The sequence below is a fragment of the Iodidimonas muriae genome (assembly GCF_014647255.1).
GTDB lineage: Bacteria > Pseudomonadota > Alphaproteobacteria > Sphingomonadales > Rhodothalassiaceae > Iodidimonas > Iodidimonas muriae.
Genome location: NZ_BMOV01000005.1, coordinates 65960 through 88515, shown reverse-complemented (window position 1 = coordinate 88515; position 22556 = coordinate 65960). Strand labels below are relative to the sequence as shown.

The following is a 22556-nucleotide window of genomic DNA, read 5'->3' as shown; positions in this document are numbered from 1 at the left end:
GGCGCAACGGTTGCCAAAGTCGCAATTGCGCGAGCACCCCGTGTGCAGTTTGTGTATATAGCACAAGACCGTGGCCTCACCAGACCATCAGACCACTTTATCGGACCCCGTGACCACGCTTCAGATAATCTTGTGATTGCATTTCCAGCAAGCGCGACACTGTACGCTCGAATTCAAACGACTCAGAGCCATTTTTATAAAGATCTTGCGGTTGGGCCTGGGCCGAAGCCAACAGCTTCACATTCTGCTCATAAAGCACATCCACCAAGGTGGTGAACCGCTTGGCTTCATTGCGCTGGGCCGGCCCCATTTGCGGCACAGCCACCACAATCACCGTATGATAACGATGGGCGATGGCCAGATAATCCGCCGCCCCCAAAGGGTTGGCACACAGCCGCTTGAACGAGAAAACCGCCACCCCCTTGCAGGCTTTGGGCACGAAGATCTCGCGACCTTGTGCTTCGATTTTATCAGAAGGCACATCACGCTCATTGTCCACATCGCGGTCGGTGAGGCGAAAAAAATCGCGGCTCAAGGCCTCAGTCGTTTCCGCATTCACCGGCACCAGCCATGTATCCATGCCGCGCATACGTTCCAGCCGGTAATCAGTGGGACCATTCAGCCCGATGATATCGAAACGGCTTTTCAGCAAGTCGATAAAGGGCAGGAAAAGCTGGCGATTCAAACCATCTTTATAAAGATCGTCGGGGGGGCGATTGGATGTGGCGACGATCACCAGTCCATGTGCCAGAAATTCTGTAAACAGCCGCCCCAAGATCATCGCATCCGCCACATCGGTGACGTGAAATTCATCAAAGCACAGCAAGCAGGCTTCCCGTGCAAGGCTTGCCGCCACCGGCGGGATGGGATCATCAGACCGGGCATCTCCGCCGCGCTGTTTGCGCTCCATGGGGCTAAGGCCGCGCCATTCATTGAGACGCGCATGCACATCCAGCATGAATTCGTGAAAATGCACCCGACGCTTATGCTGAATGGGGGCGGTGGCGAAAAACAGATCCATCAGCATGGATTTGCCGCGCCCCACACCGCCCCACAGATAAAGCCCGTTTGGCGGCCGAGAGGTTTTTTTGAACAGCCGGGAAAACAGCCCCTGCCCACGATCACCGGCACAATGATGGTCGAACAGTGCCTTTTGCAGCGTTTCCAGATGCGCCACCACATCCGCCTGCACCGGATCAGGGCGCAAATCCCCCGCCTTTACCAACGCATTATAGGCAGCAATGGGGCCATCGTCTGGCCGAGGAATCCAGCTCAAATCATTCACGCGGCGTCTTCCACCTCAAGCCCTACAAGGGTACGGGCGAAAATTTCGGCATCAAAGGGCCGCAAATCCTCCACCCCTTCTCCCACGCCCACCGCATGGATGGGCAGGCCGAATTGTTCCGCCGCCGCCACCAGAACACCGCCTCTGGCCGAGCCATCCAGCTTGGTCATGACAATGCCTGTCAGCTGCGCCACCTCGGAAAACACCTTCACCTGATTGATGGCATTCTGGCCAGTGCTGGCATCCAGCACGATCAGTGCATCATGGGGGGCGGTTTCATCCTGCTTGCGGATCACCCGCACGATTTTCGCCAGTTCTTCCATCAGTTCCGTGCGGTTTTGCAGCCGTCCGGCGGTGTCGATCATCAACACATCCACATTTTCGGCCTTGGCGCGGGTCATGGCCTCGAACGCCAGCCCCGCCGCATCACCGCCCAGTCTGGTTGTCACCACGGGGCAGCCGGTGCGCTCGCCCCACACCTGCAACTGCTCCACCGCCGCCGCGCGAAATGTATCGCCCGCCGCCAACATCACCGATTTGCCCTGGTCACGAAATTGCTGCGCCAGCTTGCCGATGGTGGTGGTTTTGCCCGCGCCATTCACCCCCGCCATCAAGATCACATGGGGGCAATGAGCCGGATCGATCGCCAAAGGTTTGGCCACGGGCGCCAAAATCTCCGTGAGATAACCCGCCAAAACACCGCGCACATCTTCGGCAGAGATTTCCTTGCCAAAACGCTCCCGCGCCAAGAATTGGGTCAGTTTCGATGCCACCGACACCCCAAGATCCGACGTAATCAGCAGGTCTTCCAGTTCTTCCAGTGCCGCATCATCCAGCCGCCTTTTGGTGAAAATATCACCAATGCCGCCAGACAAGGCGCCGGTGGAGCGTTTCAGCCCCTCTGTCAGCCGCCGAAACCAGGATTTCTTCTGTTCCGTCATGGGCGCAGTGCTCTTTCCATATGGTCGCCTTTTTCTTCTTGCTTTGCCCGACCGGTTTGTAACGCAACAGCGTGCAACAGACCGTCTTTATGGGCTTCTATCTGTACATCCAACAAGGTTCCGGGTGCAAAATCGCCCGCCACCCGCACCGGAGCAAACTGCTCGGAATGGCCCAAAGCCCCGGCAGCGCCGTTTTTCTCGATCAGCACCTGAAGGCGCTTGCCCACAAGACCGGCCAAAAGCGCCTCCACTTTGCGCTCTCCTGCGGCCCGCAGGCGGGCGGCCCGTTCTTTGCGCACAGCCCCGTCCACTTGCGGCATACGCGCCGCAGGGGTGCCCTCCCGTTCGGAATAAGGAAATACATGCAGCCATGTAAGGTCGCAGTCCTCCACCAGATCCAGCGATTTTTGGAACATGGCTTCGGTTTCCGTGGGAAAGCCCGCAATGATATCGGCCCCGAACACCATATCGGGCCGTCTGGCCTGCACATCGCGGCAAAAGGCAATGGCATCGTCTCGGCTGTGGCGGCGCTTCATGCGCTTCAGGATCATATTGTCCCCCGCCTGCAAGCTTAGATGCAAATGCGGCATCAAACGCCGTTCCGACACGATGGCGTCAAACAATGGCCCATCCACCTCGATGGAATCGATGGAAGAAATGCGCAGACGCGGCAGCTCCGGCACATGGGTAAGGATTTGCTGCACCAGCCGCCCCAAGGTGGGGCTGCCGGGCAGATCCGCGCCCCAGCTTGTGATATCAACGCCGGAAAGCACCACCTCGCCATAGCCATTCCCCGCAAGACGGCGGATCTGCTCCACCACTTCGCCCGCCGGAACGGAGCGCGAATTGCCCCGGCCATAAGGAATGATACAAAAGGTGCATCGGTGATTGCAGCCATTCTGGATCTGGACAAAAGCCCGCGCCTTGTCTTCGAAGCCTTCAATCAGATGCCCCGCCGTTTCGGTGACCGAAAAAATATCGTTCACCTGCACTTTTTCGGCACCGCCAATGGCCAGATCCGCAAAGCTTTTCGCCTGCATCTTTTCCGCATTGCCGATCACATGATCCACTTCCGCCATTTCGGAAAACATGGCGGGGTCCACCTGCGCTCCGCAGCCGGTAACGATCAGCTTGGCATCGGGGCGGGCGCGACGGGCGCGGCGGATTGCTTGCCGGGCCTGACGCATGGCTTCTGCCGTCACCGCACAGCTATTGACGATGATGGTGTTTTCCAAACCGGCCGCCACCGCATTGTCACGCATGACTTGCGATTCATAGGCGTTGAGACGGCAGCCAAAGGTAATTATTTCGGGTGTGGAACGATCTGTCATGCGCCATATCCCAAGGGCAAAGCCACACGGCCATGAAATGCGATGTCCGCATCGCCCGACATCAGCACATGATCCGCATCATCCCAAAGAATATGCAAGGTACCGCCAGACATATCAATCTGTGCCGCACGGCCCGCATAGCCACGCCGGTGCGCCCCCACAAGGCTGGCACAAGCGCCGGTGCCGCAAGCCCGCGTCAAGCCGGCGCCGCGCTCCCAGGTGGCAACGCTCAAATGATCGGGGGCAAGCACCCGCACAAAGGACACATTCACCGCTTCAGGGAACCACGGATGATGCTCCAAAGTCGAACCGATGGCCCGCACATCCACATCCAGCCCGCCTTCAAGAAAGAATAAAAGATGCGGATTGCCCATCGAAAGCGCTGTGGGTTGCGACAGCCCCCCTTCATGAAGGTCCAGCATCAGTGTATCCATCTCGTGGCTCAAAGGCAGGTCCTGCCAATGAAAGCCGGGGCGGCCCATATCCACCCTGATACCAAAGGCATCGCGGTCGGCGGCCAACAACCCGGCGCACGTGCGGATCAATGCCCGGTCACGGCCCGTTTCTTCCAAGATCAACCGCGCCACGCAGCGTGTGGCATTGCCGCAAGCAGCCACGGTGCTGCCATCGGCATTGCGAATTTCCATGAACAGATCGGCAGGCCCACCCGCATCCGGCTTTTTATCAGGGTGCAAGACAATCAACTGATCGCAGCCGATGCCGGTTTGCCGGTCAGAAAGCGCGCGCACGACATCATCGGTCAAAGCCAGCGGAATTTCCCGGGCATCGAACACGATAAAATCATTGCCCAACCCGTGCATTTTTATAAACGGGCGGCCAAGTGGCGAAGCATTGGTCATGGTGTCGCCTTATATGGGCGCAGATGCTTCCGAGTCCAGCACCAGAACAGCATCAGCCAAACAAGGCGGGCACAATCCACCAACACAAGACGGTGATCACCAGCGTCCCCAACAGATTGAGCCGAAAACCCGCCTTCACCATATCGGGAATACGGATCTGCCCGCTGGCATAGACAATGGCATTGGGGGCCGTGGCCACCGGCAACATGAAAGCGCTGGACCCTGCCATGGCCGCAGGGGCCGCCAGCAGGATCGGCGCAAAACCGCTCACATCGGCGATCGACCCCAAAATCGGCACCAAAGCCGCCACGGTGGCCGTGTTGCTGGTCAGTTCTGTCAGGAAAATGATCAGCAACACAATGGCCCCGATCAGAAAAATCAACGGAAAATCCGTCAGGGGGGCCAAACCATTGCCCATCCATTGGGCCAGACCGGTGGTGCGAATGGCCGCCGCCAAGCTCAGCCCGCCTCCGAATAAAAGCAACACCCCCCAAGGCAACCGCGCCGCCTGATCCCAATCCAGCAAAGCCGCTTGGGGATATGCGCCGTCTTTTTGTCCTTTGCCCGCAGGCACCAAGAACATGGCCAACGCGCCGGCAATGGCGATATTCATATCCGACAAATAGGCAAGGCCCGGAAGATCATTCAGCAACAAGCGCAAAGCCCAGGCCCCGCCCGCCATGGCAAACACCAAAGCCACACGCTTTTCCGCTGTGCTCATCCGGCCCATATCCACCAATGCGTCCGTTACCACCGCGTGCCCTCCATGCACATCATCTGCGGCAAAACGAAAGCTCAGGCGGGTCAGCACAAACCATGCGGTGGGGATCATCACCGCCACCACGGGCACGCCAAAGGCCATCCATTGGATAAAGGCGATTTCCACCCCTTGGGTTTCGCGCACGAAGCCCACCACAAAGGCATTGGGTGGCGTGCCGATAATCGTGCCAAGCCCGCCAATGCTGGCCGACCAGGCAATGCCCAAAACAAGCGCCAGACCAAAAGGATGGCGGCCTGCCTTATCCCCAAGAACCGTTTTGGTCACCATCAAGGCAATGGGCAGCATCATCAGGCACGTGGCGGTGTTGGACACCCACATGGACAACAGCGCCGTCGCCACCATGAAGCCCAGGATCAACGCCCCCGGACGGTCGCCGGATCGCGCCACGATATGAAGGGCAATGCGCTTGTGCAAGCCCCAGCGCTGCATGGCCATGGCCATCACAAAACCGCCCAAAAGCAGAAAAATGACCGGTTCGGCAAAGGGACGCGAGGCGTCGGCGGCGCTCGTCACCCCGGCAAGCGGCAGTACAATCAGCGGCAACAAGGATGTGGCCGGCACAGGAATCGCCTCGACAGCCCACCAGCTGGCCATCCACACCGCCAAGGCCACAACGATCCACGCATCGTCGGACAAACCCGCAGGCGGCGGCAAAACAAAAATCAAGACAGCAAGCACAGGGCCAAGAACAAGGCCGATATTTTGATAAAGCGCGCGCTTTTGCGGCTGCAAGACGGACGCGATCTGGTTTTCGCTCACCTTTTCCCCATTTCTTATGATGGCGCGCTTATGGGCTTGCCCCTTTAAAGGAAGGCTAGACAGCACATGATGCCTGCGCAAGGGGGCAAAAAGAGAGACATAAACCCTCCCCCTTTCGGGCTTCACCTGCGCCCCCTTCCTGATTTATATGGCAAGACCGGCAAGACCATGCGAAGCCAGCCTCCCCTTACCGCCCGTCACCAAAAACAAGAAAGCCCTCGCCATGCCCAGTTTTTCGTCTCTCCTGTCTGGTCTTGAAAAAACGGAAAGCGGGTATCGCGCCACGGTGTTTGAAGACTGGCTACAGGGCCGCACGCTTTATGGCGGCTTATCCACAGCCCTCAGCTACGAAGCGGTGCGGCAAAGCCTTGACGGCACCAATCCCCCTTTGCGGTCTGCGCAAATAGCCTTCATTGGCCCCGCATCCGGCGATCTGGCCATAAAGGTAACGCCATTACGCCAAGGCCGCTCCGTTCATTTCTTGTCGGTGGATCTGGTGGGGGAAAAGGGCCTTGCCACCCGCGCGACCTTTTGCTTCGGGGCTGCGCGTGGCTCTAGCCTGACCCTTGATCCGCCAGCCATGCCCGATGTGCCCGACCCTGAAACTCTTCTGGATATTCCGCCGCTTCCCGGTGCGCCCAATTTCATCAAACATTTCGATATGCGCCTTGCCATACCGCCTGGCAAAGAAAAAGCCTCCGTCCTGTTTTGGGTCCGCCACCGGGACATAAAAGCCCATCAAAGCGTGGAAGGGCTTTTGGCACTGGCCGACAGCCTGCCCCCCGCCATCATTATTGCCAAAGGTAAAATGGTTCCGGTCAGCACCATGACATGGCAGGTCAATATGCTCCAACAGCGCATCGAAACCCGCGATGGCTGGTGGCTTGTGCAATCCACGGCGGAAGCGATCGAGGCGGGCTATTCCAGCCAGCCCATGATGGTCTGGTCCCGCGATGGCACCGCCATGATTTCAGCGACACAAAGCATTGCCGTATTCGATTGATCCCACCAGCCTCCGGCCTGCCGCCCGCTGATCCGCTTTCCATTGACAAGCAATGGCTGCGGCAGTACATATCTCGCCGCTTCGCAATGATGTGCGGGCAACAGCTTTAAAACCCGGCTTAACCGCTGGGCCCTTGGATAGCCAAGGGTCTCCACCAGTCAGCGAGGATTCGCCCACTGGTGCCATTGGTTATTGTCAGGCCTTTTGGCTGGAACAGGATCACCCCGGTTTTTCCGGAAACGAATTGAAAAGCACATGTTTGAGTCATTAAGCGATCGCCTTTCCGGCGTTTTCGACAAGCTCAAAAAACGCGGCGCGTTATCCGAATCGGATGTTTCGGCCGCGATGCGCGAAGTGCGCGTTGCCCTTTTGGAAGCCGATGTGGCCCTGCCGGTGGTCAAGGATTTCATCAAGCAGGTTTCCGATAAAGCCGTTGGCCATAATGTCTTGAAATCGGTGACGCCCGGCCAGCAGGTGATCAAGATCGTTCATGATGAACTGATCGCCATGCTTGGCGGCAGCGCCGATCAAGAGCCGCCAGCCAGTTCGGAAACCCTGTCGCTCATCGGTGTTCCGCCGGTCGCCGTGTTGATGGTGGGTCTGCAAGGTTCGGGAAAAACCACCTCCACCGCAAAAATCGCCAAGCGTTTGACGGAAAAAGACCGCAAGCGCGTTTTGATGGCCTCTCTGGATACCCGCCGCCCCGCCGCGCAAGAACAATTGCAGGTGCTGGGCGAGCAGATCGGCGTCAAGACCCTGCCCATCATCAAGGGGCAAATGGCAACGGATATCGCCAAACGCGCCATGGATGCGGCACGCCTTCAGGGCTTTGATGTGGTGATGCTGGATACCGCTGGCCGCATGCATGTGGATGCCGCGCTCATGGCCGAAGTGGTCGCCGTGCGGGACCGTGTACAGCCCGTGGAAACCCTTTTGGTCGCAGATGCGCTCACCGGACAAGATGCGGTCACGGTGGCCAAGGCCTTCGACGATCAGGTGGGCATCACCGGCGTTGTGCTTTCCCGTATGGATGGCGACGGGCGCGGTGGTGCGGCTTTGTCCATGCGTGCCGTCACCGGCAAGCCCATTCGTCTTATCGGTACGGGCGAAAAGCCCGATGCCATCGAACCGTTTCACGCCACACGCATTGCCGGACGTATTCTGGGCATGGGCGATGTGGTGTCGCTGGTGGAAAAAGCCGCGGAAACCATCGAGGCCGAAGATGCCGAGCGTATGGCCGCGAAAATGCGCAAGGGCCAATTCGATCTGGACGATTTGCGCAGCCAGCTTCGCCAAATGAAAAAGATGGGCGGCATGAAGGGCCTGATGTCCATGCTGCCGGGCATTGGCAAGCTGGCCAAAGGCGCCTCGCAGCTTGATGACAAGCTGTTGGGCCGGCAAGAAGCCATCATCTGCGCCATGACACCGAAGGAACGCCGCGATGTGCGCGTTCTCAATGCCTCACGCAAGCGGCGCATTGCCGCTGGCGCCGGTGTCAGCATTCAGGACGTGAACAAACTCCTGAAAATGCACCAGCAGATGTCCGGCATGATGAAGAAAATGTCGAAAATGGGAAAGAAGGGCGGCATGCGCGGCATGCCTTCTCTCCCCGGCATGGGTGGCATGGGCGGGGCGGCTGGTTTGCCCGGCTCCATGGGCGATCTGATGGGCGGCCTTGGTGGCGGCCCACAAGGTGGTGGCCTGCCGCCCGAGCTTGAAGCGTTGATGAAAAAGAAAAAATAACGAACCCGATCGAGAAAGGATCACTGTTATGGCACTTGCAATTCGTTTGGCCCGTGGTGGCGCGAAAAAACGTCCTTATTACCGCATCGTTGTGACCGACACCCGCAATCCCCGCGATGGTCGCTTCATTGAAAAGCTGGGCACCTATAATCCCCTTCTCCCCAAAGACAGCGAAAACCGCGTCACCTTGGTGGAAGACCGGATCAAGCATTGGCTGGGCCATGGCGCAAAACCCACCGATCGCGTTGCCCGCTTCTTGGAAGCTGCCGGCCTTGTGGAAAAGAAAGGCCCGCGCAACAACCCCAATAAAGCAAAGCCCGGCAAGAAAGCCCAGGAACGCGCTGAAGAGCGGGCCAAGCAAGCGGAAGATGCCGCCGCAGCGGCCGCCGAGCCTGCTGCTGAAGCCGCCGAAGCCTAAGTCTAGGTCTAGGCTAGGCACAAAGGGAGCGACAGGGCATGAGCGCTTTGGGCCCGCAAGACCGCAATCGTGTGTGCATCGCCGCTTTGGCGGGGGCGCATGGCGTGCGCGGTGCGGTACGGCTGAAGCTGTTCACACAGACCCCCGAAGCAATCGCCCACTATAGCCCCCTTTATCTGGAACACAGCGACACACCCATCACGCTGCGCCTTACCGGCCCCATCAAAGGGGGCTGGGCGGCGCGGCTTGATGGCGTTGATAACCGCGATCAGGCACAGGCCCTGTCGGGGAAAAAGCTTTATACGACCCGCGAAGCCCTTGAAGCTGCAGCCCTTTCGGATGCGGACCAAGAGGAAGACAGCTATTTCCTTGCCGATTTGGCCGGGCTTTCCGTGCTCTCCCCCACAGGGGCGCCTTTGGGCGTGGTGCGCACGGCCCATGATTTCGGCAGCGGTGATCTGTTGGAACTGACCCTTGATGCCCCGGCACCGGGATTGGGGAAGTCCGTTCTTTTGCCCTTTGAGCGCCGATTCGTCCCTGACGTGGATCTGGCGGGCCGCCAAATAACCGTGGATCTGGCCCTGTGGCTGGATTTACAAAACGATTCAAAATCGGACATATCCGAAGCATCTGATGCAGATTCGTCTGCGCCATGAGTTGGACCGCACAGATCCTGACCCTTTATCCTGACATGTTTCCCGGGCCTTTGGGGGGCAGTTTGGCAGGAAAAGCGCTCGAAGACGGCATCTGGGCAACAGAAATACTGGACATTCGCAATTTTGCGCGTGATAAACACCGCACCGTTGACGATACGCCTGCGGGCGGCGGTCCCGGTATGGTGCTTCGGCCTGATGTGGTGGGGGCTGCAATTGATGCAGCACGCGCCAAGGCGGAAGAGACTTGGCCACTTGTTTATCTCAGCCCGCGCGGGCGCCGATTCGATCAGGCAATGGCGCGGGAATGGGTTTCTTGTGGCGGCGTGACGATGCTATGTGGCCGGTTCGAAGGAATCGACCAGCGGGTTCTTGAGGCTCGCGCCGTTCAGGAAGTCAGCCTTGGCGACTTCATCCTCTCTGGAGGAGAAGTGGCGGCGATCGCCATGCTGGATGCGGTGATACGGCTTTTGCCGGGCGTGATGGGCAAGCACCAAAGCGCCGAAGAAGAAAGTTTCGAGCGGGGACTATTAGAGTACCCGCACTATACCCGCCCACAAATCTGGGAGGGACGAGAGATACCGGCGGTGCTCAATTCCGGGCATCACGGGAAGATTGCCGAGTGGCGACACAAAAAAGCGGAAGAAGTGACCCGCTTATGTCGGCCAGACCTCTGGTCGACCTATGAGCGACGTCATAAAACATGAAAGGTCATGTCCAATGAACGTCATTGAGAAACTTGAAAAGGCCGAAGTTGAAAAACTGATGGCCGGTAAAACGATTCCCGACTTCCAGGCTGGCGACACCATCAAAGTGATGGTGAAGGTGGTTGAAGGTGAACGGGAACGCCTGCAGACATTTGAAGGTCTGTGCATTGCCCGCAATGGCGGCAGCATCAATGCCTCCTTCACCCTGCGTAAAATCTCGTTCGGCGAAGGCGTCGAGCGCGTTTTCCCGCTTTATTCGCCCATTCTCGATTCCATTACGCTGGTACGTCGCGGTAAAGTGCGGCGCGCCAAGCTGTATTATCTGCGTGGCCGCACCGGTAAATCCGCCCGTATTGCCGAGCGTCAGGACTGGCGCAACAAGCCCAAAGGCAAGGCGAAAGCCGCCGCTGCGAAAGCAGCTGCCGCCAAGGCTCCGGCACAGGCCGATTGATCCACAGCCAACAGCTATGGTGATAAGACGGGCGGTGCCATGGGCATCGCCCGTTTTTTATTAGGCTGCCCTCTATCTTGATGGCAGCAGCGACGATACCAAGACAAACCTTGTGAATCTTTCAAGATCATGGGATAGGAACGCCGCTTGCATCTTTTTTTGATGCGCGGTTATACAAATCTTTCAAATCAGGAGCGTTGTGCGATGGGCTATCGCCTTGCCATTGTTGGTGCCACCGGACTTGTGGGCCAGGAAATGCTGAACATTTTGGCGGAACGTGATTTCCCGGCAGCAGAGATCGTGGCTTTGGCCTCTCGAAAATCCTTGGGCCAAGAGGTCAGTTTCGGCGAGAAAACCCTGAAGGTTAAAGCGCTGGACGATTTCGATTTCAAAGATATCGATATTGCGCTGTTTGCAGCCGGTGGCGATGTGGCCAAGACATACGCCCCCCTTGCGGCCAAAGCCGGGGCCGTGGTGATCGACAACAGCTCTTATTACCGGATGGACCCCGATGTGCCGCTGGTGGTGCCGGAAGTGAATGCGGATGCACTGGCGGGATATTCAAAGAAGAACATCATCGCCAATCCCAATTGCTCGACAGCGCAATTGGTGGTGGCCCTGAAGCCTTTGCATGATGTGGCAAAGATTCGCCGCGTGGTGGTTTCCACCTATCAGGCGGTATCAGGCGCTGGCAATGAAGCGTCCGACGAGTTGTTCCGGCAAACCCGCGCGATTTTCGTCAATGATCCCATCGAAACCGACAAGTTCACCAAACAGATCGCCTTCAATGTGATCCCCCATATCGACATTTTCCTTGAGGATGGTTCCACCAAGGAAGAATGGAAGATGACGGTGGAAACCAAAAAGATCCTCGATCCGGATATTGAACTGGTTGCCACCTGCGTAAGGGTGCCAGTCTTTGTCGGCCATTCCGAAGCGGTGTTTGTAGAATTTGAAAATGACATCACCCCCGGATCGGCACGGAAAATCCTGCGCGAAGCCCCCGGCTGTCTGGTCATCGACAAGCGCGAAGACGGCGGCTATGTCACACCGGCAGAATGTGCGGGCGAATTTGCCACCTATATTTCCCGCATCCGCCGCGATCCCACGGTGAAAAACGGCCTGAGCCTGTGGGTGGTCTCCGACAATCTGCGAAAAGGTGCTGCGCTCAATGCGGTCCAGATCGCGGAAAGCCTGATCGCCCGCCATCTGAAAAAGGACGCCTGACCGTCCTTTCCCGAAAAATCCTTCACCAAAAGGCCGTTCTCACAGGGGTTTCCCTTTTGGGCGGCCTTTTATTTTTTAGCGATGATCCACACGGCATGGATGATGCCGGGGATATAGCCCAACAATGTCAGCACAATATTGATCCAGAAATGCAGGCCTAAGCCCACCTGCAAAAACACGCCCAAAGGCGGCAGCAAAATAGCCAGAATCAAACGAAGAATATCCATAAGTCTTTGCGCTCCTGCTTTGTAATCAACATTATTTATATGGGAAATGTGGCATTACCAAGCCGGCGCGGGGCCTTCCATTGATCGAATATGGCGGCTGGCGGCTTTTTACTGTTGACAATCATTCGCAATCGCATAAATACAAAGGGCAAGAGATGAGGTATGTGAATGTATGTCTGTATCTGCAATGGCCTGACAGAAAACCGTGTCCGCGCGGCCGCCCGTGAAACGGGGGAGCGGCGCTGTGCACGCAGTCTCTACCGGCATCTGGGCTGCAAGCCGCAATGCGGCCTGTGCCTTTCTTTTGCAAAAAGCGTTATCTCTGATGATGATAGCACGCCCGACCTGATTGGCGCCTCCCCGGCGGCCATTTGATCCTGTCTCTCAGTTTCATTATCAAGCGACTGATTTTTATAGAGAAATCTTGATATTTCCTGCCCAATGCGTACATATCTCTAAATGCCAGAGTCTCTCTGGTGCGATAGGCATATCCAAGGCAGGAGAGAAAAGATGAAGGGCGACAAGAAAGTCATCGAGCATCTGAATATGGTGCTGAAAAATGAATTGACCGCCATCAATCAATATTTCCTGCACGCACGAATCCTCAAGGATCGTGGTCTCGATAAGTTGGGCGACTACGAATATCACGAATCGATCGATGAAATGAAACACGCCGATCAGTTGATCGAGCGTATTTTGTTTCTGGAAGGTCTGCCCAATCTGCAGCATCTTAACCGCCTGAGAATCGGTGAAACCGTTCCGGAAATGCTGAAAGCGGATCTGGATCTGGAGATGGATGGCCATAAAGACCTGAAAGAGGCCATCGCCCATTGCGAAAAAGTGGAAGATTATGTGTCGCGCCAGCTTTTCCGCGAAATTCTCTCCTCCGAAGAAGAACATATCGATTGGCTGGAAACCCAGATTGGCTTGATCGATCAACTGGGGCTGCCAAATTATTTGCAAAGCCAAATGGCCGATTCTGCCGACTGATTCCGGGCCATAATCCATTTTCTTCGGAAAAAACGCTTGGCAATGCGTTCTTCATATGTTCATGGGCGGCGCTTGCCGTTAAGGTCATGGCATGACCGATGCCATCGCCACCTTTCCCGATCCGGAAACTGTCCTGTCCCGCCTGCCTGCTTTGGTGGTGGGGCACCGCGGTGCCGCACGTCTGTCGGTGGACGGGGAAATCACCAGCCTTAAATTCAACGAAGCCGCGCGCGCTTTGGCCGATGAAGCGCATCTGGTGTGCAATCTGCCACTGATAACGCGCAAGCTGAGGCTGAATGTGGGCCAGACCGCAGCCTCTTTCGATCTTCTGGAGTTGTTTGCCTTTGTGCGCCCGGCACGATTCACCCTGCCGACCATTTTCGGGCTGGCGCAAAGCCTGTCCCTTGCCCATCCCCCCACATCCAACCCCATTGATGACGTGGCGATATTAGGAACGCTGGCCCGGTGTTTGCTGGCGGATTTATCTGCCGATACCTATCGCTGGCACAAAGGCGTCGCCGCCACCGCCATGGCCATGGCCCGTTCCGGATGGCCGTGGGGGCCCGTGGTGCTTGGTGCGCTTGGCCCGCGGGCAGAACGGTCCGGCGGCTTGGCGGCGTGGCAAGGCCTGCCGGAATGGGAAGACGGAGCCCCGCCCCCCCCACCTTCGGATCATTCGGTCAGCGAGGACGAAGCCTCGCAACGTTTGGCCAGTCTTTTGGGAGACGGGTCCGAAGCACGGCCCGCGCAAGCCCAATATAGCCGCTCTGCCACCCATGCCTTTCATCCCCGCGCGGCGCAGAATGCACCCAATCTGGCTTTGGCAGAAGCGGGCACCGGTACCGGCAAAACATTGGGCTATATCGCCCCGGCCAGCCTATGGGCGCAAAAGAATGGCGGGCCGGTGTGGCTTTCAACATATACCAAGGCCTTGCAACGCCAGATCGATCAGGAACTGGCAAGGCTTTATCCCGATCCAAAAGAACGCGCCGCCAAAACCGTTATCCGCAAGGGCCGCGAGAATTATGCCTGCTTGCTGAATGTGGAAGAAGCCGCGCGTATTTCCTTTGCAGGGGCGGCGGGCACCCGCGATGCGGTGCTGATGGGCTTGGTGCTGCGCTGGCTTTCCCACACCCGCGATGGCGATATGGTGGGCGGTGATTTTCCCAGTTGGTTGGGCGGCTATTTCGGACGGGCGCGTCTGGGTGCACTCACCGATCATCGCGGGGAATGTCTTTATTCCGCCTGCGCCCATTATCGCCGCTGCTTTATCGAACGGGTGGTGCGCAAAACCCGCCGTGCCGAACTGGTGGTGGCCAATCATGCCCTTGTGATGACACAAGCCGCGTCCCGCAAAGGAGATCCGGATCTGCCCCGCCGCTTGGTGTTCGATGAAGGCCATCATGTGTTCGATGCCGCCGACAGCGCCTTTTCCGCCCATTTATCGGGGGCCGAAGGGGCGGAATTGCGCCGCTGGCTAAGGGGACGGGAAACAGCCACCAAGGGCCGGGCGCGCGGTCTTTTAAGCCGGGTGGAAGATCTTCTCACCGATGATGATGTGGCCATGGACCATCTGCGGGATGCCTTGGAGGCCGCCCGCCTTTTGCCCGGACCGGGCTGGCTGGGCCGCCTGACCACAGACAGCCCGCGCGGCCCTTATGAGCAGTTCCTCGGTCATATCCGCGCCCAGATTTTCAGCCGTGTTTCCGATGCCCGTGGCCCGCACGGCCTTGAATGTGGTACGGAATCGCCTTCGCCGGATTTGTTGAAAGCGGCGGATCTTCTGGCGCGGGCCATGACAGCCCTCTCCCAGCCTCTTACCGCCTTGGCAAAGCGGCTGATTGCCCTTTTGGATGAGGAGGCCGACAGCCTCGACAGTGCCAGCCGGGGCCGTCTGGATGCCACGGCACGGGCGCTTTCCTTGCGCTCGGATATGGTTCGCGCATGGGGGACCATGCTGGCCGATCTCAAGCACACGCGCGATCCCGCTTTTGTGGATTGGTTCGCGCTTGACCGGATGGATGGCCGCGAGGTGGATGCCGGCCTTTACCGCCATTGGCTGGACCCCACAAAGCCCTTCGCCGATACGGTGCTGGAGCCGGCCCACGGGGTGCTCGTTACCTCGGCCACCTTGTTGGACCAGCGCACCGCCATGGAAGATGAAGATTGGTCCCGCGCCGAAACACGGGTCGGGGCGAGCCATCTGGTGCTGCCCGCCAAGCGCTTTTCGCTGTCTTCGCCTTTCGATTATGCTGCCAATACCCGGATTTTGGTGGTGAATGATTTACGCAAAGGCGATGTGGCGCAATTGGCCGCTGCCTATCGTGCATTGTTTCTGGCTGCCAATGGAGGGGCCTTGGGGCTGTTCACCGCCATTGCCCGCTTGCGCGCTGTCCATGACAAAATCATGGGGCCATTGGAACAGGCTGGCCTTCCCCTTTATGCACAACATATCGATCCCATCGAAACCGGAACTTTGGTGGATATGTTCCGCGCTGAAGAACAGGCCTGTCTCTTGGGCACCGATGCGGTGCGCGACGGGGTGGATGTGCCCGGCTCATCCTTGCGTCTGATCGTGTTCGACCGGGTTCCCTGGCCACGCCCGACCTTACTCCATAAAGCGCGGCGGGCGGCTTTTGGCGGCGCCCTTTATGACGACATGCTGACCCGGTTAAAACTATCCCAAGCCTTTGGGCGCCTGGTAAGGCGCGCCAGTGATCGCGGTATTTTCGTGCTGCTGGATGCGCAAACCCCCAGCCGCTTGCTGTCTGCCTTTCCCGACGGCCCCATCCCTGAACGGGTTGGTCTGGCCAAAGCCATCGACATGACCCGCGATTTTTTCAACACGGCCCCTTCGCCGGAAAACCCCGAACGCTAACCGCTCCAAAGCATGTCATTTTATGCTGTCGCGTTTTGCCCGGCTTCGGCTCTTGTACCATCGACCTTGCGCACCTAAGTTGCAGGTCTACACAGTCCTGCATATCAACACTCACCCTTGTCTAGGAATTTGCTGTCATGTCAACGATCAGCCCGCAAACTGCCCTTGTTTATATCATGGTTCTCGTCTCGGCTTCCGACCGGACCATGAGCGACAGCGAATTGCGGCGCATGGGGACAATCGTGCGGCATCTGCCCGCTTTTGCAGATTATGAAGAAAACCGGCTGATCGACGATGCCCGCACCTGCGCCGAGATTCTGGATAATGATGACGGGCTGAATGCGGTTCTGGGCCTGATTACAGAAGCCATCCACAAAGACCATAATGACCTTGCCTATGCGGTTGCCTGCGATATTGCCGCCGCTGATGATCAATTAAGCCAAGAAGAATTGCGCCTTTTGGAGATCATCCGCCATCGCTTTTCGCTCGACCGCCTGACCGCCGCTGCCATTGAACGCGGTGTTGCGGCACGGCGAAAATCCTTCCCCAGCGAAGTTTAATCACGTTTCCGAGAACGATTTGTCTTTCTTGCCGTTCATCCTTTTGTGCCGCTAACAAAAGGATGAACGACGATGATAAAAACACCGCTCAAGATCACGGCCATCGCGCTGACTTTCGGCCTTTTAGGGGCCTGCGATGCCGTGCCGGGCAGTGATGCCTGGTGTGAAAAAATGGCCAAGTCGGACAAAACGTCCTGGTCCGCCGAAGATGCCAAGACCTTCGCTGAAGAATGTGTTGCGGAACCGGCAAAAGAAAAAATTGACGACACAATGGACGATATTCGAAACGACTAAACGTTTTGAACGGTATGTCCTACACGCGCGCCCATGACCGCCGTTTTCTTCTGTTTTCGGCGCGCATGGGCTTGTGCGTCGTGCCCATGCGGCCTCTGCGCGGTTTTAATAGGCGCTAAGGCCGCCATGGGGAACACCGCGATCTTCCGGCGGAATATTGAAATCATAAAGGGTCAGCACAAAAGGTTGTTCGCCGGGCAAGGGATGAAGCGGGAAATCCAAAGCAAACACATCAATGCTCCGGCCATTGATCAGGGTCAGACGACCCCGGTTCAAAGCGATAGACGGCCCCGATGTTACCTTCTGAAGATGGCGCTTTTGATCGATGGCGCTGACATCTATCAATTCGCGTATTCTCGTCCCCTTGCGGAAGGATAAGCTCTTTCCAGCATGGTAGCTTTTGAAAAGCGCCTTCACCTCCTCCCCCACGATATGGGCGACCATATCCTCATTGTCTTCCAGCACCCGGCACAGGGTAAAACGGCTGTGCATGCCCCGCAGATCAGTAAAAGAGACACTCTTACGGGTGGGTTTTCCCTGTCGCGCCACCAGATCGGCCCACCATTTCGCATATGTATTAAGCGCCCCCAAATCCGGCAATGCGCCAAAAGCGGGATAATAAGCGAAGGCGAATCTCTGAGCCATTCAGGTCACTCCCATAAACAATAGTGGAAGTCTGCGTTCCTCTTCATAGATTTATCATGTGCAAACAAACCGGTCTGGGCCAAACATTCTCTTTGAAAAGCATGATACCGTTCTCTTTGCGCAACACAAAGCCCTGCGACCACCATTTCATGGTGAGGAGTGATGAATGAGCCGTGCCAAAAAAAACACCACCACCGCCGCTGCCCCGCAGCCTTGGCATAGCATGGCACCGTCCACGGTGCTTGAACGGTTTAAAAGCAATCCTCACGGATTGACCGATCAGGAGGCCGCCGAACGCTATCAGAAAAACGGCCCCAATCGCTTGCCCACATATAAGCGGCGGGGGCCAGCGATCCGGCTTTTCCTGCAATTTCATAATCTGCTGATTTATGTGCTGATCGGGGCGGCGCTTTTGTCGCTGGTCCTTGGGCATGGCATCGATGCTCTAGTCATCGCGGCGGTGGTGCTTTTGAATGCCCTGATCGGGTTCATTCAGGAAGGTCAGGCTGAAAAGGCACTGGATGCAATCCGCACCATGATCGACCCGCACTGTTCCGTTTTGCGCGATAATTGCCGCCACAGCATTGCCGCCGATCATGTGGTCCCCGGCGATATCGTCTTTCTGGATGCGGGCGACCGTGTGCCTGCGGATCTGCGCCTTTTGTCCTCCCACGCCCTTCATATGGATGAAGCCGCACTGACTGGCGAATCCCTCCCCGTTGAAAAACACACCGGCTCCCTGGCCCAAAGCACCGCGCTCGCTGATCGGAGCAATATGGCCTATACGGGAAGCTATGTTGCATCGGGACAGGGCATGGGGGTGGTGGTTGCTACCGCACAAAATACGCAGCTTGGGCAGATCGGCACCATGCTGCAAAAAGTGGAGGTCCCCAAAACCCCGCTGATCATACAGATGGATCAGTTTGCCCGTACGCTTGCCCTGTTGACCCTGTCGGTTGCGGCCATCGCCTTTCTTTATACAACGCTGATTGGCACAACGCCCGTCGCCGATGCCTTCATGGCGGTTATCGGCCTTGCGGTTTCGGCCATCCCCGAAGGCTTGCCAGCGGTTCTAAGCATCACCCTTGCTCTTGGCGTGCAGCGCATGGCCAAACGCCACGCCATCATTCGCAGGCTTCCGGCCGTGGAAACATTGGGGGCGGTATCGGTTATCTGCACCGACAAAACCGGCACGCTGACGCGCAATGAAATGACCGTTAGCGCCCTTGCCCTGAGCGATGCAGCCTATGATGTGACCGGTGCCGGTTATGAGCCAGAAGGCGCAATATTGCAGGACGGACAAACCATCGATCCGGCAGGGCATCCCGGCCTGCCTGCCCTGCTAGAGGTGGCGGCGCTATGCAATGATGCCCGTATCCGCAAATCCGGATCGACCCATGTGGCAGAAGGCGACCCCATGGAAGCGGCCCTGATTACATTGGCGATGAAAGCCGGGCAGGATCTGGCGCAGATCCGCCACCAGTTCCCGCGTCGCACCGCCCTCCCCTTCGATGCCCGCCATCGCTTCATGGCCACGCTGCATCCCGATGCACAGGGCCAATGCTTTGCCGCCATCAAGGGAGCGCCGGAGAAGCTCCTTGCCATATGTACAAAAGAACGGAATGCACAAGGCGAGGATCGCCCCATAGACCTGGCCGGTTGGCATAAAAAAATCGGGCAGTTGGCCGCGCAAGGGCAACGGGTTCTGGCCTTTGCGGTCAAATCATTCCCTGCCGACAAACAAGAGATTTCTGTACAGGATTTTGAAACGGACGCGGTGTTTCTGGGCTGCATGGGCTTCATAGACCCGCCGCGAAAAGAAGTGGCCTCCGCCATCAAGGATTGCCACACCGCCTCTATCCATGTGGTGATGATCACAGGCGATCACGCCGCCACAGCCACAGAAATTGCCCGCCAAATCGGCTTGTCCAATACCCCCGAAACCATCACGGGCGCGGAATTGGACCGGATGGACGACCCGGCTTTGGCGGCCGCCATCACCAAAACCGATGTATTTGCCCGCACCACCCCGGAGCATAAATTACGGTTGGTAGAGGCCTTTCAAAAACAGAAACGCGTTCTTGCCATGACAGGCGACGGGGTGAATGACGCGCCTGCGTTAAAGCGCGCCGATGTGGGCGTGGCCATGGGGAAAAAGGGGACCGAAGCGGCCAAGCAAGCCGCTGATATGGTGCTGGCGGATGACAATTTCTCCTCTATCGTTGCCGCTGTGCGTGAAGGACGCACGGTATATGACAATCTGATGAAGGTGATCGGCTGGACATTGCCCACAAGCATTGGCGAGGCCATGACCATTCTCATTGCGCTGTTTTTTGGGCTGGCCCTGCCTGTAACGCCGGTGCAAATCCTGTGGATCAATATGATCACCGCTGTCGCCCTTGGCACCACGCTCGCATTCGAGCCAACGGAACCGGGCACCATGAGCCGCCCGCCCCGCAAAAGCGGACGCCCCATCCTTGATGGCGCTTTGATATGGCAGGTGCTGTTTCTTTCGGTCCTGTTTCTGGCGGGGGCCTTTGGCGTGTTCTATAAAGCGCAGGCGAATGGCCTGCCCATTGAAGCGGCGCGGACCATTGTTGTGAACACCTTGGTGGTGATGGAAATCTTCTATCTGTTTTCCGTGCGCTATATCCACGGATCGTCCATCACATTGCGCGGTGTGATCGGCACAAAAGCCGTGCTGATCGGTGTGGCATTGGTGGCGGTGGGCCAATTGGCCTTTACCTATCTTCCCGCCATGCAGGCGGTTTTCGACACCCGGCCCATCAGTCTTGTGGATGGGGCGATCATTCTCTTGATCGGCATCGCGCTGATCGTCATTGTAGAGATGGAAAAGAAAATCCGCCGGACTTTTTTTGCTCGAAAAACTGGAAAAATATGAAGATTCTCTTTTTGTGCGTTGCCAATTCCGCCCGCAGCCAGATGGCCGAAGGGCTGGCCCGCCATATTCTTGGCGACCGCGCCACGGTCGAAAGCGCCGGGTCCAACCCCACCTCTGTCAATCCCTTTGCCATCAAAGCCATGCAGGATATAGGCATCGATATCACAGGCCACCGGTCCAAAATCGTCACGGCGGAAATGGCCGCCGCGAACGATCTGGTGATTACCCTTTGTGCCGACGAGGTGTGCCCTGCCCTGCCCCCCAATGTGCGCCATCTGCACTGGCCGATCCCCGATCCCGCGTCCGATGATCCCGACCTTGGCCCGGCACAATTGGAAGATCGCTTCAAAGCCGCACGGGACAATCTTCACGCCCGCATCCAGGCGCTGTCCCAAAGCCTTTGACCACGCGCGGCAAGGGTTCAGATACGGGTGCAGACCGTCCGCAATTCGGAATAAAAATCAAGCGAAGCCGCGCCACCTTCGCGCCCGATGCCCGATGATTTCATGCCGCCAAACGGCGTCCGCAGATCACGAATCATCCAGCTATTGACCCACAAAGCCCCCACCCGACGGCGGGCCGCCACCCGATGGGCGCGGCTAAGATCGCGGGTCCATAAAGTACCCGCAAGGCCATAGGGGGAATCATTGGCCAAAGCGATGGCTTCATCTTCCTCGTCAAAGGGCATGATATGGGTAACCGGACCGAACACCTCTTCTTGTACCGGGATGCTGTCTTGCGCCAGTCCGGTCCAGACGGTGGGCTCGACCCATGCCCCATCGGCAAAGGGGGCCGCAAGATCGGGGATCTTGCCACCGGCATGAACCATAGCCCCCGCATCGGTCGCCGCTTTGAAATAACCCAACACTTTTTCGCGGTGCCCATGGCTGCTGAGCGACCCCATGCGCGTGTTTTTATCCATCGGATCACCAATGCTATAGGCTTTGGCCGCTCTGGTCATACCCTCGACCACCTGATCGAAGATCGCGCGTTCCACATAAAGCCGTTCATTGCCCAAGCAGATCTGGCCGCAATTATGAAAAGCCGACATGGCCTCGGTGCGGATCGCCGCTTCAATATCGCAATCGGCAAACAGGATTCCGGCATTCTTGCCGCCCAGTTCCAACGAAATATCCCGCGTGCCTTTGGCCGCTGCCGCCATGATCGCTTCACCGGTGCGGGTTTCACCGGTGAAGGTGATGGCATCCACATCCGGATGGGCGGTAAGATATTCCCCGGCAGACCCCGGCCCAAAGCCTTGCACCACATTATAAACGCCTTTGGGAATACCGGCGTCGTTCATCACTTCACCCAGCAAAGATGCCGTGGCCGGTGTTTCCTCTGACGGTTTTACCACCACCGCATTGCCGCAGATCAGCGCCGGTGCCACCTTCCATGTCATCAGGATCATCGGCAAATTCCACGGGCAAATGGCCGCCACCACGCCTTTGGGTGCACGCTGGACCACATTGATGGCCCGTTGCCCTTCAGGAAGGCGGGTTTCAAAACTTTCGGTGGGAGTCATCCGTCCCACTTCGGCAAAGGTGCGGAACTGATCGGCAGCGCGGGGAATTTCCCCCATCTTGGTGGGCATCAAGGGCTTTCCGGTATCGGCCATCTCGGCAGCGACAAACGCATCGAGCCGCGCCATGATCCCGTCCGCCACCCGATGCAGCGCATCTGCGCGATCTTCCACGGTGCTATTGCCCCAGGAGCCGTCCATCGCTGTCCTGGCCGCCCGAACGGCATCGGCCACATCGCCTTCCCCCGCTTCGCTGACAATAGCCACACGTTCGCCGGTTGCGGGATTGATGTCGTCGAAATGCCGTGCGCTATCACGATAGGCACCATTGATGAAGTTCAGGATTCTGCGGGGGGCTGTCATGGAATATCTCCTACAA

At 57.7% G+C, this 22556-nt stretch carries 22 protein-coding genes; 14 read left to right on the top strand and 8 right to left on the bottom strand.

What is annotated here, in order from left to right:
- Positions 1-97: 97 nt before the first annotated feature.
- Genes zapE through IEX96_RS08255 form a run of 5 tightly spaced genes read right to left on the bottom strand, consistent with a single transcriptional unit; the run spans position 98 to position 5957 of the window.
- Positions 98-1285, bottom strand: coding sequence for a cell division protein ZapE (zapE, locus tag IEX96_RS08275; RefSeq protein WP_229773619.1), 1188 nt, complete (start codon positions 1283-1285; stop codon positions 98-100).
- Positions 1282-2226 carry a signal recognition particle-docking protein FtsY gene (gene ftsY / locus IEX96_RS08270; RefSeq protein ID WP_188873762.1) on the bottom strand — a complete coding sequence of 315 codons (945 nt, stop codon included), beginning with the start codon at positions 2224-2226 and terminating at the stop codon, positions 1282-1284. Before ftsY ends, zapE begins: the two co-directional genes overlap by 4 nt.
- Positions 2223-3557 carry a tRNA (N(6)-L-threonylcarbamoyladenosine(37)-C(2))-methylthiotransferase MtaB gene (mtaB, locus tag IEX96_RS08265; protein WP_150005722.1) on the bottom strand — a complete coding sequence of 445 codons (1335 nt, stop codon included), beginning with the start codon at positions 3555-3557 and terminating at the stop codon, positions 2223-2225. The genes ftsY and mtaB overlap by 4 nt, the downstream gene beginning before the upstream one ends.
- Positions 3554-4417, bottom strand: coding sequence for a diaminopimelate epimerase (gene dapF, locus IEX96_RS08260; protein ID WP_150005723.1), 864 nt, complete (start codon positions 4415-4417; stop codon positions 3554-3556). The genes mtaB and dapF overlap by 4 nt, the downstream gene beginning before the upstream one ends.
- 52 nt (positions 4418-4469) lie before the next feature.
- On the bottom strand, positions 4470-5957 hold the full coding sequence (locus IEX96_RS08255) for an SLC13 family permease (protein WP_229773618.1): 1488 nt from the start codon (positions 5955-5957) through the stop codon (positions 4470-4472).
- A gap of 223 nt (positions 5958-6180) precedes the next feature.
- Here IEX96_RS08255 and IEX96_RS08250 point away from each other — a divergent pair, with 223 nt between their 5' ends.
- The 7 genes from IEX96_RS08250 (at position 6181) to IEX96_RS08220 (ending at position 12159) form a co-directional block, all read left to right on the top strand.
- Positions 6181-6960 carry a thioesterase family protein gene (locus tag IEX96_RS08250; protein ID WP_188873761.1) on the top strand — a complete coding sequence of 260 codons (780 nt, stop codon included), beginning with the start codon at positions 6181-6183 and terminating at the stop codon, positions 6958-6960.
- Between the two features lie 255 nt (positions 6961-7215).
- A complete protein-coding gene (gene ffh / locus IEX96_RS08245) occupies positions 7216-8703 on the top strand; it encodes a signal recognition particle protein (protein WP_188873760.1) in 1488 nt (495 codons plus the stop codon).
- Between the two features lie 28 nt (positions 8704-8731).
- Positions 8732-9121 (top strand): 30S ribosomal protein S16, encoded by a 390-nt coding sequence (gene rpsP / locus IEX96_RS14295; protein ID WP_150001123.1) that lies wholly within the window; start codon positions 8732-8734, stop codon positions 9119-9121.
- Between the two features lie 38 nt (positions 9122-9159).
- On the top strand, positions 9160-9777 hold the full coding sequence (gene rimM, locus IEX96_RS08235; RefSeq protein ID WP_150005725.1) for a ribosome maturation factor RimM: 618 nt from the start codon (positions 9160-9162) through the stop codon (positions 9775-9777).
- Positions 9774-10481, top strand: coding sequence for a tRNA (guanosine(37)-N1)-methyltransferase TrmD (trmD, locus tag IEX96_RS08230; protein WP_150005726.1), 708 nt, complete (start codon positions 9774-9776; stop codon positions 10479-10481). The genes rimM and trmD overlap by 4 nt, the downstream gene beginning before the upstream one ends.
- A 13-nt stretch (positions 10482-10494) precedes the next feature.
- Positions 10495-10932: a 50S ribosomal protein L19 gene (gene rplS, locus IEX96_RS08225; RefSeq protein ID WP_150005727.1), complete on the top strand. Its 438-nt coding sequence runs from the start codon at positions 10495-10497 to the stop codon at positions 10930-10932.
- Positions 10933-11136: 204 nt separating this feature from the next.
- Positions 11137-12159, top strand: a complete 1023-nt coding sequence (locus IEX96_RS08220; RefSeq protein ID WP_150005728.1) for an aspartate-semialdehyde dehydrogenase — start codon at positions 11137-11139, stop codon at positions 12157-12159.
- Between the two features lie 68 nt (positions 12160-12227).
- Here IEX96_RS08220 and IEX96_RS08215 read toward each other — a convergent pair whose 3' ends face one another.
- Positions 12228-12386 (bottom strand): YqaE/Pmp3 family membrane protein, encoded by a 159-nt coding sequence (locus IEX96_RS08215; RefSeq protein ID WP_188873759.1) that lies wholly within the window; start codon positions 12384-12386, stop codon positions 12228-12230.
- A gap of 168 nt (positions 12387-12554) precedes the next feature.
- Between IEX96_RS08215 and IEX96_RS08210 the strand changes: the two genes are divergently transcribed.
- The 5 genes from IEX96_RS08210 to IEX96_RS08190 all read left to right on the top strand — a co-directional run bounded on the left by IEX96_RS08210 (position 12555) and on the right by IEX96_RS08190 (position 17108).
- Positions 12555-12761: a (2Fe-2S)-binding protein gene (locus tag IEX96_RS08210; RefSeq protein WP_188873758.1), complete on the top strand. Its 207-nt coding sequence runs from the start codon at positions 12555-12557 to the stop codon at positions 12759-12761.
- 135 nt (positions 12762-12896) lie between these two features.
- The gene (gene bfr, locus IEX96_RS08205) at positions 12897-13376 is read left to right on the top strand and encodes a bacterioferritin (RefSeq protein WP_150005730.1); all 480 of its coding nucleotides are present in this window, start codon (positions 12897-12899) and stop codon (positions 13374-13376) included.
- A 91-nt stretch (positions 13377-13467) separates the two neighbouring features.
- A complete protein-coding gene (locus tag IEX96_RS08200; RefSeq protein ID WP_188873757.1) occupies positions 13468-16254 on the top strand; it encodes an ATP-dependent DNA helicase in 2787 nt (928 codons plus the stop codon).
- 137 nt (positions 16255-16391) lie between these two features.
- A complete protein-coding gene (locus tag IEX96_RS08195) occupies positions 16392-16814 on the top strand; it encodes a tellurite resistance TerB family protein (RefSeq protein ID WP_150005731.1) in 423 nt (140 codons plus the stop codon).
- Between the two features lie 72 nt (positions 16815-16886).
- A complete protein-coding gene (locus IEX96_RS08190; RefSeq protein WP_150005732.1) occupies positions 16887-17108 on the top strand; it encodes a DUF3012 domain-containing protein in 222 nt (73 codons plus the stop codon).
- 105 nt (positions 17109-17213) lie between these two features.
- Here the strand turns inward: IEX96_RS08190 and IEX96_RS08185 are convergent, their stop codons facing one another.
- Complete coding sequence (locus tag IEX96_RS08185; protein WP_150005733.1) at positions 17214-17753, bottom strand: hypothetical protein; 540 nt, start codon at positions 17751-17753, stop codon at positions 17214-17216.
- A gap of 166 nt (positions 17754-17919) precedes the next feature.
- Between IEX96_RS08185 and IEX96_RS08180 the strand changes: the two genes are divergently transcribed.
- Positions 17920-20655 (top strand): cation-translocating P-type ATPase, encoded by a 2736-nt coding sequence (locus IEX96_RS08180; protein ID WP_229773617.1) that lies wholly within the window; start codon positions 17920-17922, stop codon positions 20653-20655.
- Positions 20652-21059 carry an arsenate reductase ArsC gene (locus IEX96_RS08175; RefSeq protein WP_150005734.1) on the top strand — a complete coding sequence of 136 codons (408 nt, stop codon included), beginning with the start codon at positions 20652-20654 and terminating at the stop codon, positions 21057-21059. Before IEX96_RS08180 ends, IEX96_RS08175 begins: the two co-directional genes overlap by 4 nt.
- A gap of 17 nt (positions 21060-21076) precedes the next feature.
- Here the strand turns inward: IEX96_RS08175 and IEX96_RS08170 are convergent, their stop codons facing one another.
- The gene (locus tag IEX96_RS08170; RefSeq protein ID WP_188873756.1) at positions 21077-22540 is read right to left on the bottom strand and encodes a 2-hydroxymuconic semialdehyde dehydrogenase; all 1464 of its coding nucleotides are present in this window, start codon (positions 22538-22540) and stop codon (positions 21077-21079) included.
- Between the last annotated feature and the right edge of the window lie 16 nt (positions 22541-22556).

What these genes read in the sequence shown, in the direction of transcription:
- IEX96_RS08220 (WP_150005728.1), top strand. Translation starts at nt 11,137, where the DNA reads ATGGGCTATCGCCTTGCCATTGTTGGTGCCACCGGACTTGTGGGCCAG.
- ffh (WP_188873760.1), top strand. Translation starts at nt 7,216, where the DNA reads ATGTTTGAGTCATTAAGCGATCGCCTTTCCGGCGTTTTCGACAAGCTC.
- IEX96_RS08185 (WP_150005733.1), bottom strand. Translation starts at nt 17,753, where the DNA reads ATGGCTCAGAGATTCGCCTTCGCTTATTATCCCGCTTTTGGCGCATTG.
- rpsP (WP_150001123.1), top strand. Translation starts at nt 8,732, where the DNA reads ATGGCACTTGCAATTCGTTTGGCCCGTGGTGGCGCGAAAAAACGTCCT.
- IEX96_RS08200 (WP_188873757.1), top strand. Translation starts at nt 13,468, where the DNA reads ATGACCGATGCCATCGCCACCTTTCCCGATCCGGAAACTGTCCTGTCC.
- mtaB (WP_150005722.1), bottom strand. Translation starts at nt 3,557, where the DNA reads ATGACAGATCGTTCCACACCCGAAATAATTACCTTTGGCTGCCGTCTC.
- dapF (WP_150005723.1), bottom strand. Translation starts at nt 4,417, where the DNA reads ATGACCAATGCTTCGCCACTTGGCCGCCCGTTTATAAAAATGCACGGG.
- IEX96_RS08195 (WP_150005731.1), top strand. Translation starts at nt 16,392, where the DNA reads ATGTCAACGATCAGCCCGCAAACTGCCCTTGTTTATATCATGGTTCTC.
- IEX96_RS08190 (WP_150005732.1), top strand. Translation starts at nt 16,887, where the DNA reads ATGATAAAAACACCGCTCAAGATCACGGCCATCGCGCTGACTTTCGGC.
- ftsY (WP_188873762.1), bottom strand. Translation starts at nt 2,226, where the DNA reads ATGACGGAACAGAAGAAATCCTGGTTTCGGCGGCTGACAGAGGGGCTG.
- rimM (WP_150005725.1), top strand. Translation starts at nt 9,160, where the DNA reads ATGAGCGCTTTGGGCCCGCAAGACCGCAATCGTGTGTGCATCGCCGCT.
- trmD (WP_150005726.1), top strand. Translation starts at nt 9,774, where the DNA reads ATGAGTTGGACCGCACAGATCCTGACCCTTTATCCTGACATGTTTCCC.
- IEX96_RS08170 (WP_188873756.1), bottom strand. Translation starts at nt 22,540, where the DNA reads ATGACAGCCCCCCGCAGAATCCTGAACTTCATCAATGGTGCCTATCGT.
- IEX96_RS08210 (WP_188873758.1), top strand. Translation starts at nt 12,555, where the DNA reads ATGTATGTCTGTATCTGCAATGGCCTGACAGAAAACCGTGTCCGCGCG.
- IEX96_RS08175 (WP_150005734.1), top strand. Translation starts at nt 20,652, where the DNA reads ATGAAGATTCTCTTTTTGTGCGTTGCCAATTCCGCCCGCAGCCAGATG.
- rplS (WP_150005727.1), top strand. Translation starts at nt 10,495, where the DNA reads ATGAACGTCATTGAGAAACTTGAAAAGGCCGAAGTTGAAAAACTGATG.
- IEX96_RS08250 (WP_188873761.1), top strand. Translation starts at nt 6,181, where the DNA reads ATGCCCAGTTTTTCGTCTCTCCTGTCTGGTCTTGAAAAAACGGAAAGC.
- bfr (WP_150005730.1), top strand. Translation starts at nt 12,897, where the DNA reads ATGAAGGGCGACAAGAAAGTCATCGAGCATCTGAATATGGTGCTGAAA.
- IEX96_RS08215 (WP_188873759.1), bottom strand. Translation starts at nt 12,386, where the DNA reads ATGGATATTCTTCGTTTGATTCTGGCTATTTTGCTGCCGCCTTTGGGC.
- IEX96_RS08180 (WP_229773617.1), top strand. Translation starts at nt 17,920, where the DNA reads ATGAGCCGTGCCAAAAAAAACACCACCACCGCCGCTGCCCCGCAGCCT.